Annotated in this window: 12 protein-coding genes and 1 pseudogene; 8 read left to right on the top strand and 5 right to left on the bottom strand. The window is 71.1% G+C overall.

Translation table 11 applies throughout. The features are described from left to right. Nucleotides 1–363: 363 nt before the first annotated feature. Entirely contained in the window at nt 364–1,989 is a 1,626-nt protein-coding gene (locus QF027_RS20665; RefSeq protein ID WP_307076137.1) for an IclR family transcriptional regulator domain-containing protein, read from the bottom strand. Between the two features lie 97 nt (nt 1,990–2,086). Continuing rightward, nucleotides 2,087–3,364 (bottom strand): M6 family metalloprotease domain-containing protein, encoded by a 1,278-nt coding sequence (locus QF027_RS20660; protein ID WP_307076135.1) that lies wholly within the window; start codon nt 3,362–3,364, stop codon nt 2,087–2,089. 254 nt (nt 3,365–3,618) lie between these two features. Here QF027_RS20660 and QF027_RS20655 point away from each other — a divergent pair, with 254 nt between their 5' ends. Further along, nucleotides 3,619–4,281 carry a TetR/AcrR family transcriptional regulator gene (locus QF027_RS20655; RefSeq protein ID WP_306980042.1) on the top strand — a complete coding sequence of 221 codons (663 nt, stop codon included), beginning with the start codon at nt 3,619–3,621 and terminating at the stop codon, nt 4,279–4,281. Between the two features lie 113 nt (nt 4,282–4,394). Beyond that, nucleotides 4,395–5,936 (top strand): MFS transporter, encoded by a 1,542-nt coding sequence (locus QF027_RS20650; protein WP_306980044.1) that lies wholly within the window; start codon nt 4,395–4,397, stop codon nt 5,934–5,936. Nucleotides 5,937–6,042: 106 nt separating this feature from the next. Here the strand turns inward: QF027_RS20650 and QF027_RS20645 are convergent, their stop codons facing one another. Next, complete coding sequence (locus QF027_RS20645; protein WP_306980046.1) at nt 6,043–6,552, bottom strand: MarR family winged helix-turn-helix transcriptional regulator; 510 nt, start codon at nt 6,550–6,552, stop codon at nt 6,043–6,045. A 117-nt stretch (nt 6,553–6,669) separates the two neighbouring features. Between QF027_RS20645 and QF027_RS20640 the strand changes: the two genes are divergently transcribed. Further along, nucleotides 6,670–7,461: a dioxygenase family protein gene (locus QF027_RS20640; protein ID WP_306980048.1), complete on the top strand. Its 792-nt coding sequence runs from the start codon at nt 6,670–6,672 to the stop codon at nt 7,459–7,461. Between the two features lie 16 nt (nt 7,462–7,477). Here QF027_RS20640 and QF027_RS20635 read toward each other — a convergent pair whose 3' ends face one another. Next, nucleotides 7,478–8,008, bottom strand: coding sequence for a GNAT family N-acetyltransferase (locus QF027_RS20635; protein ID WP_306980050.1), 531 nt, complete (start codon nt 8,006–8,008; stop codon nt 7,478–7,480). A gap of 193 nt (nt 8,009–8,201) precedes the next feature. On the opposite strand from QF027_RS20635, the gene QF027_RS20630 reads away from it, so the two are divergent. Further along, nucleotides 8,202–9,200 carry a sigma-70 family RNA polymerase sigma factor gene (locus QF027_RS20630; protein WP_306980052.1) on the top strand — a complete coding sequence of 333 codons (999 nt, stop codon included), beginning with the start codon at nt 8,202–8,204 and terminating at the stop codon, nt 9,198–9,200. Between the two features lie 603 nt (nt 9,201–9,803). Here the strand turns inward: QF027_RS20630 and QF027_RS20625 are convergent. Continuing rightward, the gene (locus QF027_RS20625) at nt 9,804–10,781 is read right to left on the bottom strand and encodes a helix-turn-helix transcriptional regulator (RefSeq protein WP_306980056.1); all 978 of its coding nucleotides are present in this window, start codon (nt 10,779–10,781) and stop codon (nt 9,804–9,806) included. A 62-nt stretch (nt 10,782–10,843) separates the two neighbouring features. On the opposite strand from QF027_RS20625, the gene QF027_RS20620 reads away from it, so the two are divergent. The 4 genes and pseudogenes from QF027_RS20620 (at nt 10,844) to QF027_RS20605 (ending at nt 16,543) form a co-directional block, all read left to right on the top strand. Next, nucleotides 10,844–12,376 (top strand): MFS transporter, encoded by a 1,533-nt coding sequence (locus QF027_RS20620; RefSeq protein WP_306980058.1) that lies wholly within the window; start codon nt 10,844–10,846, stop codon nt 12,374–12,376. Between the two features lie 194 nt (nt 12,377–12,570). Further along, nucleotides 12,571–13,332, top strand: a complete 762-nt coding sequence (locus tag QF027_RS20615) for a DeoR/GlpR family DNA-binding transcription regulator (RefSeq protein WP_059206550.1) — start codon at nt 12,571–12,573, stop codon at nt 13,330–13,332. Continuing rightward, entirely contained in the window at nt 13,329–14,276 is a 948-nt protein-coding gene (gene pfkB, locus QF027_RS20610; RefSeq protein ID WP_306980062.1) for a 1-phosphofructokinase, read from the top strand. The genes QF027_RS20615 and pfkB overlap by 4 nt, the downstream gene beginning before the upstream one ends. 184 nt (nt 14,277–14,460) lie before the next feature. Continuing rightward, nucleotides 14,461–16,543 (top strand): annotated as a pseudogene (locus QF027_RS20605) (PTS fructose transporter subunit IIABC). Nucleotides 16,544–16,627 lie beyond the last annotated feature (84 nt).

Below are 16,627 nucleotides of genomic sequence, written 5' to 3'. Positions count from 1 at the left end.
TGTCACCGTTCGCACCATTGACGGCCATACCATCACCCAACTGGTATTGGCCAGTGAACCCGGCGCCATGCAAGAAGTGGAATAAGTCCAGCCTCGGGACTTCGCTCCCGTCGGGCTTCTTGGCCACGGCCACCCGCGGTAGCAGTGAGATCTGGCCAACGCGGGCGTCGTCAACGCCACCGGCGACGCCGCCCCGGACGCCTGGCGACGCGTCGTCGCCCTGATCATCCAGTCCAACGAGGCCCCGGCGCGCGGCTCCCTGCCTGCCTCACCCGGGCACGAAGCCCTCTGCAAGGCCATGCTCCGCGCCGGTCAGGGCACCTCCGCACCGCCCTCAGGCAAGAGCGGCTGACCGCGGGGGTGTCAGAGGAGGGGGACCCGGGTGAAGCGGCTCGCCGCGTGGAGTTCGGTCTCCATACGGGTCGCCGTGAGACGCAGTTCCGGGAGGATCTCCGCCACGCATTCCTCGGCCGTGCGGCCCGCCGCGTGCAGGGCGACGTTGATGGCGGCGACCACCCGGCCCGTACGGTCGCGGACGGGGACGGCGATGGTGCGAAGCCCGTCCTCCCAGTCTTCGTCCAGCAGGGCGTAGCCCTGGGTGCGGACGCGGTCGAGGTCGGCGGAGCCCTCCGTGTCCGCCAGCAGGACCCGGCCCAGGGAGGTCGCCGAGGCCGGCAGGCGGGTGCCGGTCCTGATGTCCACGCCCATGATCCGGGGGGACACCGCCCTCGCGGTGTACTGGATCTCCGCCCCCTCGCCCGATCCCGGCGGCACCAGGACCGCCAGTGCCGTCGACTCCCTCACCCGTGCCGAGAGGTCGGCCAGATGCGGGGCCGCGATGCGCGGGAGGTTCGTACGGGAGAGGGCTGGGAAGCCCAGGGACAGGACCCGGGGGGTGAGGCCGAAGGTCCGGGACTCCTGCTGCTGGCGGACCAGGCCCAGGTGTTCGTAGGTGATCAGGGCCCGGCGGGCCGTCGCCCTCGGCAGGCCGGTCGCCCGGGCCACGTCCGTCAGCGTCAGCGCGGCCCTGCCCTCGTCGAACGCCGTCAGGACCGTCAGGCCGCGCGCGAGGGACTCGATGAACTCCCGGCCCAGTTCGTTCTTGGCCGCGCCGATCCAGGAGGCCGATCCCGAGGGGGGCGAGCCCGGGTCCTGGTCCGGGGTGGACGCCAGTTGGCGTTCCATCTCCGCCACCGTCGCCCGCAGCCGCGGCAGCAGGGTCTCGCGCAGGTCCGTCGCGGTGTGGCGGCTGGTGTGGCTCACGACGTTCGCCACGCAGGCGATCCGGGCCGTGCGCGGGTCCCGTACGGGGACGGAGACCGCCACCAGCCCCGGCTCGATCAACTGGTCGTCCAGCGCCCAGCCGTCCCTTGCCGCCTGTGCCGCCTTCGCCTCGAACTCCCCCTCCTCGGCAGGGAGTTCCCGGGGCGGTACGGCGGAGAAGCCCCGGTCCTCCGGATCCGCCGCCCGGCGTTCGCGCCAGGCCCGCCAGTCGGCGTCGGTCCACTCGGACGCGAACAGGGGCCCCGGCGCGGTGCGTTCGGCGGGGAGCAGGTCCCCGATGCGGAAGCTCAGGGACATCGCGCGGCGGCGGGTGGCCTGGTGGATGAAGCGGATGCCGTCGCGGTCGGCGACCGCGAGCGACACCGACTCGTCCAGTTCGTCGGCGAGGGCGTCGGCCCGCCCGGACAGCAGGGCGGGCAGGCGCAGGGCGGCGAGATAGGCGTTGCCGAGTTCCATCAGCCGGGGGGTGATCACCGCGTCCCGGCCGTCCAGGCGGACGTATCCCATGCGGGTCAGCGTGGACGTGATGCGGTCGACCGTGGAGCGTGCCAGGCCCGTCGCCCGCTCCAGAGCGCTCGGGCTCAGCGTCCCGCCCGCCTCGGTCAGCTCCCGCAGCACCCTGACCCCCCGGATCAGCGGCGCGACCGCCTCGGCCGGCACGGCGGACTCCGGCACCGGCAGGGATGTGAGCGTGTCAGCGGGCATCGGTTCTCCGGTACGGCGATCGCGGGACGCCTACGGTAATGCGAACGTCGGCCACGGCACGCCCACGGTCACCTGACTCGGCACCCTCGCCCCGCGCCTACTCCCGCGTGACCCGCACCCGGTAGTCGCCGTCCCCGTCCGCCCCCACCACCCGCACCCGGACCCCCTGGCCCGGATCCCTGAACTCCTCGCCGACCGCGAACGACGCGTCCGAGAGTTCCGCCTGGACGTTGGGGCTCCGCGTGCACCCCCCGCTGTTGCGCCGCGAGTCGTACACCCGCACCGGGCCCCGACCGGTGTCCACGTCCGCGTCGACCTTGTAGACGAGGACTCCCGGCCGGCACACCGTCTCGTCGTTGCCCTCGCGGGTGCGGAGCTCGACCGCGTAGCCGGTGCGGCTGCCGAGGGGGACGAAGAGGAGTTTGGTGCCCAGGCCGGGCCGGGCCAGCGGGGTCAGGGTGTGCTCCGAAGTTCCGCGCGCCGTCAAGCAGTTGACCTGTGCCGCGTCCAGCCAGCCCAGCTTCCACTTGTGCCAGCCGAGGAGGTCGTTGTTGGCGCCCCAGTCCTCGCTCATGATGTCCCAGTGGCCGACCGCGCTCCCGCCCGCCTGGGTGTAGAGGTCGGGCAGGCCGAAGACATGGCCGTTCTCGTGGGGCAGGACCCGGTAGCCGGTCTGCGCGTAGGAGTCGGAGCCGTCGTCCTGGCGGGAGTACACGAAGGAGGCGTTGCCGACCGGGACGCCGTCGGCGACCGGGGCGTCGGGGTTGCCGGCGAAGCTCACCGACAGGACCGTGTCGAGGGCGGAGGGACCGGCGTTCGGGGTCACCAGCACGTTCAGGAAGTCGTAGGACCGGAAGTCCACCTTGGGATCGGCGGTGGTCACGATGTCCTGGATCAACCGGCGGTAGCCCGGGTCGAAGGGGGCGCCGCGCTCTATGCCGTAGGCCCGGAAGGACTTCGGCATGCGCAGCCAGTCGGTGATCGGGGCCTCGGGGCGGTAGTCGAGACGGCCGTAGGAACTGGTCCGGAACCAGTCCTGGGTCTGCGGGAAGAACTCGCGGAATCGGTCGAGCGCGGTCCCGGAGCCGGGTGCGTCGGAGAAGTCGATCATCAGGGTGAGGGCGCGGACGGTGCCGGTGGAGCGGGAGTAGCCGCCGGGCGTGGGCAGGCCCTCGGACATCTGGACGGCCGGGCCACCGCTGATCAGACAGGCGTGGTGGGCGTCGGAGCGGGCCACGGGGATCGGACCGGCGGTCGTGGTACCCGGAGCGAGGCGCTCGGTGCCGGCCGAGGTGCTGACCGCGAGGGTCAGCGCGGTCACGGACACGACGGCGGCGACACGGCGCGGGCGTATGCGACGACTGGTCCACGGCATGCAGGCACCCTCCGGAGCGCGGCAGCCGCTGGTCGGAAGGCTGCACCTTCTCGATCACCCTCTGCCGGGGGAGGGGGCGACGCGCGCTGGAGGAGACCGAACGTGGGTACCGCCAGATCTGTGACTCAGGTCACAATATAATTTCCCCTCAACCTGAAATAACCGGGGAGCGTCTCCCCGTTTAGACCTGTGTCCGAGCGAAACGGGGACTGAATCCCCGGATCGCCGAAACCAGACCCCGAAGGGAGCGCACCGTGACCGCCACGACGACCGCGCAGCGCAAGGCGCCCCGGCCCCGCGCCGACGCCCTGCGCAACCGCGAGCGGATCGTCACCGCCGCCCGCGAGATGTTCACCGAGTTCGGCCCCGACGTGCCGCTCGACGAGATCGCCCGCCGGGCCGGCGTGGGCAACGCCACGGTGTACCGCAACTTCCCCGACCGCGACGCGCTCGTCCGTGAGGTCGTCTGCTCCGTCATGGACCGGACGGCGGAGGCGGCCGAGCTCGCGCTCGCGGCGACCGGGGACGCCTTCGGCGCGCTGGAGCGCTTCGTGCACACCGCCGCCGACGAGCGGATCACCGCACTGTGCCCGATGGTCCAGAGCACCTTCGACCAGTACCACCCCGACCTGGTGGCCGCACGCGAACGCATGGAGCAGCTCGTCGAGCAGCTCATGGACCGGGCCAGGGCGGCCGGTCAGCTGCGCGGCGACGTGAGCTTCGGTGACCTGATGGTCGCCGTGGCCCAGCTGTCCCGGCCCCCGGCCGGAGTCGGCTGCCTCACCCTCGACGGGTTCGTGCACCGCACCCTTCAGGTGTTCCTGGACGGACTGCGGGCCCCGGCCCGCTCCGACCTGCCGGGTGCGGCGCTGACCATGGAGGACCTCCGCCAGGCCCGATCCGACGAGAACCGATGAGTTCAGAGCGCGAGAACAGTCACTAGCAACGACTTTCGACCGGCCGTCACCGAAGACGGACCGTCCCCTCAAGACATCTTTTTCCGTCCCGAAGTACCGGAGTGGGTACCCCCATGTCTGAAACAGCCGCAAAGGCACCCGGCGCACCGGCCACGTCCGGTGACGCCAACCGCTGGAAAGCGCTCGTCTTCATCGCGCTCGCCCAGCTGATGGTCGTCCTCGACGCCACCATCGTGAACATCGCCCTGCCGTCCGCCCAGACCGACCTGGGCATCTCCGACGGCAACCGTCAGTGGGTCGTCACGGCCTACGCCCTCGCCTTCGGTGGCCTCCTGCTCTTCGGCGGCCGCATAGCCGACCTGTGGGGCCGCAAGAACGCCTTCGTGGTCGGCCTGATCGGCTTCGCGCTGGCCTCCGCACTGGGCGGCGCGGCCACCAGCGGCGCCATGATGTTCGGCGCCCGAGCCCTCCAGGGCGTCTTCGGCGCGCTGCTCGCGCCCGCCGCGCTCTCCCTGCTCGCCGTGATGTTCACGGACGCCAAGGAGCGCGCCAAGGCCTTCGGCATCTACGGCGCGATCGCCGGTGGCGGTGGCGCGGTGGGCTTCATCCTCGGCGGTGTGCTGACCGAGTACATGGACTGGCGCTGGACCTTCTTCGTGAACATCCCGTTCGCGATCGCGGCCGCGCTCGGCGCGTACTTCGTCATCCGTGAGCCCGAGGGCGGTCGCAACCGCAACCCGCTCGACATCCCCGGCGTCCTGCTGTCCACCCTGGGCCTGGTCGCGCTGGTCTACGGCTTCACCCGCGCCGAGTCCGACGGCTGGGGCGACTCCGTGACCGTGGGCATGTTCGTCGCGTCGGCCGTCCTGCTGGTCGCCTTCGTGGTCACCGAGGCCAGGGTCAAGGCCCCGCTGCTGCCCCTGCGCGTGATCACCGACCGCAACCGCGGCGGCATCTACCTCTCGCTCGGTATCGCGATCATCGCGATGTTCGGCACCTTCCTGTTCCTCACCTACTACCTGCAGATCGTCAAGGGCTTCTCGCCGATCAAGACCGGCTTCGCCTTCATGCCGATGATCGTCGGCATGATGGTCGGCTCCACCCAGATCGGCACCCGTCTGATGACCCGCCTGCCGGCCCGTCTGCTGATGGGCCCCGGCTTCCTGGTCGCCGCGGTCGGCATGCTCCTGATGACCCAGCTGGAGATCGGCTCGTCGTACGCCTCGACGATCCTGCCGGCGATGCTGCTGCTCGGCCTCGGCATGGGTACGGCGTTCATGCCCGCCATGTCCCTGGCCACCCTGGGCGTCGAGCCCCGGGACGCCGGTGTCGCCTCCGCGATGGTCAACACCTCGCAGCAGGTGGGCGGCGCGATCGGTACGGCCCTGCTGAACACGATCGCCGCGTCCGCCACGACCTCCTACATCGCCGACCACATCGGCTCCGCGACCTCCAAGTCGCAGCAGCAGCTGGTCGCGCTGGAGGGCCAGGTGCACGGCTACACCAACGCGATCTGGTTCGCCGTCGGCATGCTGGTGCTCGCCGCCGCGATCGTCGTGACCCTCGTCAACGCCGGCCGCCCGGACACGTCCGCCGTGACCGGCTCCGGAGAGGGCGCCGAGGAGGAGCTGGCGATCCCGGTCGTCGCCCACTGACGGCGACCGGTCGGTCGTACCCCTTCGAGAACCACGTACGTACGGGGAAGGGGACGCCCCGTACGTACGACCCCAGGAACTGCCCTGGTCCCGCTGAGTGAGCGGCTCAGCGGAGCCAGGGCAGATCCGCGCCGGCCTCGTTCGGCTGGAGTCCCTCGGCGACGATCTGCATGATCTCGCCGAGGGACTTCTGCTGTTCCGGGGTGAGCCGGTCGAAGACGGCGTTGCGTACGGCCCGCACATGGCCGGGCGCGGCGCCCTCCAGCATCTCCAGGCCCGGATCGGTGAGCACCGCGAACTGGCCGCGCTTGTCGTCCGGGCAGTCCTCCCGGCGCACCCAGCCGTTGCGCTCCAGACGGGCGATCGCGTGGGAGAGGCGGGACCGGGTGATCTTCGCCTTCATGGCCAGTTCGGTCATCCGCAGCCGCCGGTGCGGGGCCTCGGCCAGCCCCACGAGCAGCCCGTAGTAGATGTGCGGCATGCCGGCGTCCCGCTGGAGCTGGCGGTCGAGGTGATCCTCGAGGAGGGTCGTGGCGTGCACATAGGAACGCCAGATGCGCTGCTCTTCGTCGTCGAGCCACTGGGGCTCCTCGCCGGGGACGGATGCCGTGTTCATGGTTCCCACTCTACGAGCTCTCTCCTTGAAGCTTAAACAAATGAGGCGTACAGTCATCTCTAGAAGCTTTAAATTTTAAGCACTGCCTGCATCGGAAGTACCGGAGGAGTCCCCGCCATGTCCGCCGACACGCTGGAGCGCATGCCCGCCCTCTATCTGAGTCACGGCGCCCCGCCGCTCGCCGACGACCCGATCTGGCCCGGCGAGCTCGCCGCCTGGTCCGCGGACCTGCCCCGCCCGAAGGCGATCCTCATGGTCTCCGCCCACTGGGAGGAGGCCCCCCTCGCCCTCGGCGCGGTGCGGCCCGTCCCGCTCGTCTACGACTTCTGGGGCTTCCCCGAGCACTACTACAGGGTGACGTACGACGCCCCCGGCGCCCCCGAACTCGCCGATTCCGTACGCAAGTTGCTGCGCGCCCCCGGCATCCCCGTGCAGGACATCCCGGACCGCGGACTGGACCACGGCGCGTATGTCCCCCTCGTCGAGATGTTCCCCGAGGCCGACATCCCCGTCCTCCAGATCTCCATGCCGACCCTCGACCCCGTCAGGCTCATGGAGATCGGCCGCAAGCTCGCACCGCTGCGCGACGAGGGCGTTCTGATCGTCGGCTCCGGCTTCTTCACCCACAACCTCGCCGCCCTGCGCCACACCGGCTCCGGGGTGCCCACCTGGTCCTCGGAGTTCGACGACTGGGGCCGGCGGGCACTGGAGGCGCGGGACGTGGACTCCCTGCTGGACTTCCTCAACAAGGCTCCGGCCGGGCGCTACGCCCATCCGCGCACCGAGCACTTCGCGCCGCTGTTCGTGACGATGGGCGCGGCGGACGTGAGCGGCGAGCTGGACGCGCAGAAGTCCGTCATCGACGGGTTCTGGATGGGGATGGCGAAGCGGTCGGTGCAGTTCGGCTGACACCCTCTCGCGGGGGCTAGAGGTCCTTTTCGTACCAGGCCACGTCCCAGTAGCGGCCGAACTTCCTGCCCACTTCCCGGTAGGTGCCGACGTGCCGGAAACCGAAGCGTTCATGCAGCCGCGTGGACGCTTCGTTGGGTTGTGCGATGCCCGCGTAGGCACGATGCAGGTCCTCGTCGGCCAGGGCCTCGAAGAGAGCCTTGTAGAGGAGGGTGCCGATGCCCCGGCCGCCCGCGTCCGGGGCGAGGTAGACGGTGACCTCCACGGAGGTCGCGTACGCGGGCTTGGCGCGGAAGGGGCTGGATGTGGCGTACCCGAGGATCCGCTGTGAGGTTCCTGTCGGGTCCGTGTCGGTGGCAACCATCAGGCGGTACGGGCCGTCTTCAGGGTGGGAGAGCAGCCAAGGGCGGCGCTCTTCCGGGGTGAAGACGGCGGTATCGAATGTGATGGGCGTCTCACGAACGTAGTGGTTGTAGATGTCGGTGAGGGCCCCGAGGTCGCTTTCGGCTCCCGGCCTGACCTGCACCTCTGTACGTTCCGACGGCATCACGCCTCCTCATGTGGCCGGACAGGGTACTGCAAGATCAGAAAAATAGCGGCACGCCCTGGGAATTCTGTCCGGTTTCCAGTCGTTGTTTCCATCGGATGCAGGGCACCCGAGGAGAGTCCGGAAGCAACCGGAGCCGGGAACCAGCGTCCGAAGGACCACCCGCTGACCCAAACATCGCAAGGGAGCACGCATGGCAACCCGTGCCGTCGCCCGTCGTAAGTCCGCCACCGGCGGGTCGACCGACGCGGCGCGCAGTGTTCGCGTCCATGGCGGCGAGATCGCCGACCGCGACCTGGTCGGCATGTACCTCGACGAGATCGCGCGTACGCCGCTGCTCGACGCCGCCAAGGAAGTCGAGCTGTCCCAGATCATCGAGGCGGGTGTGTTCGCCCGACAGGTCCTCGACGGGTACGAGGAAGCCAAGGCGGACGCCACCCGCGAGGAGCTGGAGGCCCTGGTGGAGGAGGGGGAGCGCGCCAAGGACGTGTTCATCCGCTCCAACCTCCGCCTGGTCGTGGCCGTGGCTCGCCGCTACCCCCGCAGCGGTCTGCCCCTGCTCGACCTGATCCAGGAGGGCAACGCCGGCCTGGTGCGCGCGGTCGAGAAGTTCGACTACCGCAAGGGTTTCAAGTTCTCCACGTATGCGACGTGGTGGATCCGTCAGGCCATCACCCGCTCCATCGCCGACCAGTCCCGCACCATCCGGCTGCCCGTCCACCTCGTGGAGGAGCTGGGCCGCATCCGCCGTGTGCAGCGCGAGTTCAACCGCGAGCACGGCCGCGACCCGGAGCCCGCGGAGGTCGCCGCGGAGCTCGGTTCCAACCCCGAGCGCGTGATCGACGTCCTGGACTGGGCCCGCGACCCGGTCTCGCTGAACATGGCGGTGGACGACAACGGCGACACCCAGTTCGGTGACCTGCTGGAGGACACCTCCGCGGTCTCGCCGGAGCAGTCGGTACTGACGCTGCTGCGCAGCGAGGAACTGGACGACCTCATCGGCCGCCTCGACCAGCGCACCGCTTCCATCATCAAGATGCGGTACGGCATCGACGACGGGCGCGAGCGGACGCTGACCGAGGTCGGCAAGGAGCACGGGCTCACCCGTGAGCGGATCCGGCAGATCGAGAAGCACGCCCTGCTGGAGCTGAAGAAGCTGGCGCGGGACACCGGGTTCGACGCGGCGGCGTAGGCGGGGTCTGCCCGCGTACGCCGGGTGGCGAAAGACCGCGTAAACATGGCTGTACTAGGCCGCTTCAACCTGGCGGACCCTGGGAACAAGACTTCAGGGTCCAGGTGTTCGGGTCCCGGAGGTCCTGCCTCCGGAACCTGCTGAACCAAGTCCCGACGCAATCCCCCCCGGCGCCGGGACTCTCCCGAGCCGGACTTCGGCGCCCCTCCCCCCGGGCGCCGGGGTCCGGCTCTTTTTCCGCCCCGGCAAACGGAACGGTGGGCCACCCCGTACCTGAACCACGGGGTGACCCACCGGACGGCGAATTCTGTCACATCGGCACAGTGCGCCGGTTGTGAGCAGGTCCGTCGTGGTGCGCGGTGTGGCGAACGGCCCGTCGTGGTGCGCGAGGTGGGGATCGGTCCGTCCTGGCGCGGGTGACTCCGGCTCCCCAGGGGCGCGGGGCTGTATCGATAGCTCCCCCGGGGGCGCGGGGCTGTATCGATAGCTCCCCCGGGGGCGCGGGGCTGTATCGATGTGCGGCTCCGCCGCGTGGGCGCGACCAGCCCCCACCGGCCCGCAGACGCGCAAAGACCTGGCGCGCCACCCCCGTAGGCGCCCGGCTCAGGCCCCGTGCAAGCGGTCCGCAGCCCGGACCAGCCGTCCCCCCAACTCCCGTACCGCAGAGACCAGTTCCGCAGGCTCCTCCACGCGGAACTCCACCCCCGTCATCGCCAATCGCACCGCCATCCACTCCACCGCGTCCCCCACGGTCGCCCGCAACCGGCACCGCCCCTCCCCGAGGGACTCCGGCACCCCCATCCACGCCGGCACCCGAGCCCCCACCACCGACACGTCCGCCTCGAACGTCACGGCGATCTCGTACGTCTCCTGGCGGCGGTACATCGACTGCCGCAGATACTCCGCCGCACTCCCCGTCGGCAACTCCCGCGGTGCGAACCGCGCCCCCGTGGCGAAGGGATCGTTCACCCGGTCGACCCGGAAGGTCCGCCAGTCGCCGCGGTCGAGGTCGTAGGCGACGAGGTACCACCGCCGCCCGGTGGAGACCAGACGGTACGGCTCCACGACGCGTCGCGACTCGGCCCCGTCCTTCGCGCGGTAGGCGAACCGCAGCCGCTCGTGGCCGGCCACCGTGGACGCCATCACCGTCAGGGTCTCGGTCGCGATGCTCGCCCCGTCCCCGCTGGTCAGCGGAGTCGTCGCGGCCTGGAGGGTGGACACACGGTGCCGCAGGCGGGAGGGCAGGACCTGTTCCAGTTTCGCCAGTGCCCGTACGGAGGCCTCGTCCATCCCCTCGACCGCGTGCCCCGCCCCCGCCCGCAGCCCGACCGCGATGGCCACCGCCTCCTCGTCGTCGAGGACGAGCGGGGGCATGGCCTTGCCCGCGACGAGCCGGTAGCCGCCGTCGGAGCCCTTCGTCGCCTGGACGGGATAGCCCAGCTCGCGGAGGCGGTCGATGTCCCGTCGGACCGTGCGGCGGGAGACCCCGAGGCGGTCGGCGAGCTCACCGCCGGGCCATTCACGGGGCGTCTGGAGGAGGGAGAGCAGCGTCAGGAGCCGTGCCGGGGTGTCCGTCGTCATGAGTGCGAGGATGCCGTAGAACTAGGACACGATCTGACCTAGTGGGGTCGTAGCTTCACGGTATGACCTCCACCGGGACCACCCTTTCGGGCACCCTCGACGCGCTGCCCGCCGCAGGCGACCGGCGTCGCTGGTTCGCCCTCGCCATCGTGATGACCGCGGCCTTCATGGACCTCGTCGACGTCACCATCGTCAACATCGCCATCCCGTCCATCCGGCAGGACGCCGGTGCCTCCGTCAGCCAGATCCAGTGGATCACCGCCGGCTATGCCCTCGCCTTCGCCGCGGGCCTGATCACCGGCGGGCGGCTCGGTGACATCCACGGTCGCAAGCGGCTGTTCCTCGTCGGCATCGGCGGGTTCACGCTCGCGTCGGCGCTGTGCGGCTTCGCCGCGAACCCGGAGATGCTGGTCGCGTCCCGGATCCTCCAGGGCGGCATGGCGGCGATGATGGTGCCGCAGGTCCTGTCGATCGTGCACGCGACCTTTCCGGCGCATGAGCGGGGGAAGGTGTTCGGACTGTTCGGCGCGGTCGTGGGGCTCGGGGCCGTCTCCGGTCCGCTGCTCGGCGCGCTGCTGACCGAGTGGAACCTGTTCGGGCTCGAGTGGCGGCCGATCTTCCTCATCAACCTGCCGGTCGGGATCGCGGGGCTCGTGCTCGGCAGCCGCTTCATCACCGAGTCCAAGGCCCCGCGGGCGCTGAAGCTGGACCTGGTGGGCGTGGGACTCGTGGTGGTGGGGTTGCTGCTGCTGCTCTACCCGCTGACCCGCGGTGAGGAGCTGGGCTGGCCGCTGTGGGGGTATGTGGCCATGGCCGGTGCGCCCCTCGTCTTCGCCGCGCTGGTGGCGTACGAGAAGAGGAAGGGCGCGCGGGACGGGTCGCCGCTGGTCGAGCTGTCGCTGTTCAAGGTGAAGAGCTTCGCGGCCGGCATCGCGGTGCAGACCGTGTTCGGGGTGGGGCTCGGCATCTTCTTCCTCGTGTGGACGCTGTACATGCAGACCGGGCTGGGCTGGAGTCCGTTGCGTGCGGGGCTGACGGGGGTGCCCTTCTCGATCGCGGTCTCCACGGCGGCGGGTCTGTCGGTGCAGAAGCTCGTCCCGCGCTTCGGGCGCAAGGTGCTCCAGGCCGGTGCGCTGCTGATGACGGTGGGTGTGCTGCTCTACCTCTGGGAGGCCGAGCGGTACGGCACGGGCATCAGCTCGTGGCAGATGACGTTGCCGCTGGTCGTGATGGGTGTCGGCATGGGTCTGATCGTCGCGCCGCTGACGGACGCGGTGCTCTCGGAGGTGCCGCGCGAGCACGCCGGTTCGGCGTCGGGGCTCATCAACACCGTGCAGCAGATGGGCAACGCGCTCGGACTCGGGCTGGTGTCCGTGGTGTTCTTCGGGGTCATCGGCGACGACCTGCGACCCGCTCAGGTGGGGCCGGCCTTCGTGGACGCCTTCCAGTACGCGCTCGGGTGGGTCGCGGCGGTGATGGGCGTGATCTTCCTGCTGATGTTCGCGCTGCCGAAACGGCCCGCGCAGCACGTGGAGGGGGCCGAGGGAGGGGCGGAGCTTCCGGTGGCGGAGGAGAAGGCACCCGAGCTCGTATAGCGGTTGCTCGGCGTGGGGCCCGGTACCTGTCGTCAGGTGCCGGGCCCTTCTGGCGTCGCCTTCTGTTCCACGCGGGCAGGGATCGGAAGTCCGTTCATGCCCGGATCGCGCCCGAACCTGTTTACTTTCCAGAAATGCAGGCGTAGCCTCCGTCTGAAACCACACGTTCGGGCATGGATCGGAGGCGAACGGACATGTACGCACCGGAGCGGCAGCAGGAGATCCTCCGGCTCGCTCGTGACGGCGGGCGGGTGGACGTCGTCTCACTGGCCGAGGAGTTCCAGGTCACGGCCGAGACGATCCGCCGGGACCTGAAGGCCCTCGACCGGGCGGGGCTGCTGCGCCGGGTGCACGGCGGGGCCATCCCGGCCGGGCGCCTCGACTTCGAGCCGGACCTCGCCGAGCGCGAGACGACCGCGGCCGACGAGAAGGACCACATCGCCAAGGCGGCCCTAGCGGAACTGCCGACCGAGGGCACCCTGATCCTCGACGCCGGTACGACCGTCGCCCGCCTGGCCGCCGCCGTCCCGCTGGAGGCCTCGCTCACCGTCGTCACCCACAGCCTGCCGATCGCGGCCCGCCTCGCGGACCACCCCGGCATCCAGCTCCACCTCGTCGGGGGGCGCGTACGGCACCGTACGCGCGCCGCGGTCGACGCCTGGGCGCTGCGGGCGTACGGCGAGATCCGGGCCGATGTCCTCTTCGTGGCGGCCAACGGCTTCTCCGCCGATCACGGCCTCACCACCCCCGACCTCGCCGAGGCCGCGGTCAAGCGCGCGGCGATCGCCGCCGCCCGCCGGGTGGTCCTGCTCGCCGACTCGGCCAAGCACGGCCAGGAGCACTTCGCCCGCTTCGGTGACCTGAGCGACGTGGACCTGCTGATCACCGACAGCGGGCTGAGCCCCGACGACGCCGCCGTGATCGAGCGCGGCGGCACGGAAGTAGTGCGCGCATGATCCTCACCGTCACCCCGAATCCGTCCCTGGACCGTACGTACGAGGTCCCGTCCCTGGAGCGCGGCGAGGTCATCCGCGCCACCGGTGAACGCATGGACCCCGGCGGCAAGGGCGTCAACGTCTCGCGCGCCGTCACGGCCGCCGGGCAGCGCACGGTCGCGGTCCTGCCCCTGGGCGGTGCGCCGGGGGCGCTGGTCGCCGACCTGCTCGACGCGCAGGGCATCCAGGTCGCGCCGGTGCCGGTCGCGGGCGCCACCCGCTCGAACATCGCGCTCGCCGAGTCGGACGGGGTGCTCACGAAGATCAACGCGCCGGGTCCGGAGCTGTCCGCCGCCGAGCAGGAGCTTTTGCTGGAGACCGTGCGCGAGCAGTCGCGCGACGCCTCGTGGATCGCGTGCTGCGGGAGCCTGCCCCGGGGGCTCGCGCCGTCGTGGTACGCCGAGGTGGTCGCGCGGGCGCACGCCGGTGGTGCGCGGATCGCGCTGGACACCTCGGGGCGCGCACTCCTGGAAGCGCTGCGCGAACGGCCCGACGTGGTGAAGCCGAACGCCGAGGAGCTCGCGGAGGCTGTCGGGCGCCCTCTCGCCACGGTGGGCGACGCAGTGAAGGCCGCCGAGGAACTGCGTGAGATGGGCGCGCGCGCCGTGCTCGCCAGCCTGGGCGCCGACGGGCAGCTGCTCGTGGACGGCTCGGGCGCCTGGTTCGGCAGCGCGCACGTGGAGGTCGTACGCAGCAATGTCGGCGCCGGCGACTCCTCGCTGGCCGGCTTCCTGATCGCCGGCGGCAGCGGCCCCGAGGCCCTCGCCTCCGCGGTCGCGCACGGGGCGGCGGCCGTTCAGTTGCCCGGCAGCGTGATGCCGACGCCGGACGACCTGGACCCGGCCGCGGTGTCGGTCACGGCCGAGGTGCCCATGGACCGCGTGCTGAAGGAGCCGGTGTCATGACGGACCCCCTGTTGTGCCGGACGGCGCTGAGGCGGCGAGCCTCCCCGTTACTCGCCGCGGCCCACGGGTGGCAGGGCCGTCTGAGCCACCCCACCACCCCCGAAACCCCACACCGCTGCACCCCCGTCCCCCTCACCACCGCCCACCCCACTCCCCGGGCGATACGCGTGCGAAGGAGCCCGCGATGAGCGACATGATCACCGCGGACCTGGTCGATCTCGACCTGTCCGCCGACACCAAGGAAGCGGCGGCGCGTGCCCTCGCCGAGCGCATGGTCGCCCTGGGCCGGGTGACCGACCTGGAGGGCTTCCTCGCCGACGTGGCCGCCCGCGAGGCCCAGATGCCGACCGGCCTCGACGGCGGCATCGGCATCCCGCACTGCCGCAGCGAACACGTCACCGAGCCGACGCTCGCCTTCGGGCGCAGCGCGGCCGGGATCGACTTCGGCGCGGCCGACGGTCCTGCCGACCTGATCTTCCTGATCGCCGCACCGGCCGGCGCGGACGACGCCCACCTGACGATCCTGTCCTCACTCGCGCGCCAGCTCATGAACGCCGAGTTCACGGACGCGCTGCGGTCGGCGGGGAACGCGGAGAGCGCCGCGGCGCTGATCCGTGGGGACGAGGCACCGGCGGAGGCGGCCGCCGAGGCCACTCCGGGTGCCGGTGAAGACTCCGTTGCGGCATCGGCGGCGGCCTCCGCCGATGCCGCAACGGCCAGTACCGCAACGGCCAGTACGGCAGCGGAGCCGGCGCAGGACGCGCGCCCCTTCCGGATCGTCGCCGTCACGTCCTGCCCGACCGGCATCGCCCACACCTACATGGCGGCCGAGTCGCTGGAGAACGCCGGCCGCGAGGCGGGCGTCGAACTCGTCGTCGAGACGCAGGGCTCGGCCGGCTTCACCCGGCTCGACCCGGCGGTCATCGCGGCGGCGGACGGCGGTGATCTTCGCCCACGACGTGCCCGTGCGCGAGAAGGACCGCTTCGCCGGGAAGCCCACGGTCGACGTCGGCGTGAAGGCCGGCATCAACAAGCCCGCCGAACTGATCGCCGACGTGCGCGGCAGGGCCGAGCGCGGCGAGGTCACCGCGGGCGCCCAGGGCGGTACGCCCGTTGAGCGGGCCGGCGAGTCCGGCGACAGCTACGGCACCAAGCTCCGCAAGTGGCTGATGACCGGCGTGAGTTACATGGTCCCGTTCGTCGCCGCGGGCGGTCTGCTGCTCGCTCTCGGGTTCGCGATCGGCGGCTGGCAGATCGCGAGCGCGCCCTCGGTCATGAAGCACTTCTCCTGGACCGAGATCGACAGCTGGGGCGCCCTGCTGTTCCAGATCGGGGGGGTCGCCTTCGGCTTCCTCATCCCGGTCCTCGCCGGATACATCGCGTACGGCATGGCGGACCGCCCCGGTCTTGTCCCTGGCTTCGTCGGCGGAATGATCTCCTCGCAGATCGCCGCCGGCTTCCTGGGCGGCCTGGTCGCCGGTCTGCTGGCGGGTGGTGTGGTCCTCGCGATCCAGCGGATCAAGATCCCACCGGTGCTGCGCGGCATCATGCCGGTGGTGGTGATCCCGCTGATCTCCTCGCTGATCGTCGGCTTCCTGATGTTCGTGGTGATCGGCAAGCCCATCGCCGAGGCCCAGAAGGGCATGACGGACTGGCTCAACGGCCTCTCCGGCAGCAACGCCATCCTGCTCGGCGTTCTCCTCGGCCTGATGATGTGCTTCGACCTCGGCGGCCCGGTCAACAAGGTCGCGTACGCCTTCGCCACCGCCGGCATCGCCGTCCAGGCCCCGAGCGACTCCGCGATGAAGGTCATGGCCGCCGTGATGGCCGCGGGCATGGTCCCGCCGCTGGGCATGGCACTGGCGACGACCGTCCGCAAGAAGCTCTTCACACAGACCGAGCGCGAGAACGGCAAGGCGGCCTGGGTCCTGGGCGCCTCGTTCATCTCCGAGGGCGCGATCCCGTTCGCCGCGGCCGACCCGCTGCGCGTCATCCCCGCCTCCATGGCGGGCGGCGCGGTCACCGGCGCCCTGTCGATGGCCTTCGGCGCCACCCTGCGCGCCCCGCACGGCGGCATCTTCGTGGTCCCGCTGATCGGCAGCCCGTTCCTCTACCTGATCGCCATCGCGGCGGGCGTGTGCGTCACGACCGGCCTGGTGGTCGTCCTGAAGAGCATGCGCAAGCCGGCCGCGGGGACGGCGGCCACCGCGGCGACGGGGGCCGCCGACGCCCCGACGCCCGAGCAGAAGCAGCCGGTCGCCGCGTAACCCCTGCCCTTTTGGGGCGGCTGTGAGTTGTTCACGGCACCTGCGAGATACGTCACGGTCCGGGGCCAAAGTCCCGGACCGTGG

This window comes from Streptomyces canus, assembly GCF_030816965.1.
GTDB lineage: Bacteria > Actinomycetota > Actinomycetes > Streptomycetales > Streptomycetaceae > Streptomyces > Streptomyces canus_E.
This window is presented reverse-complemented; position numbering and strand designations above follow the sequence as displayed.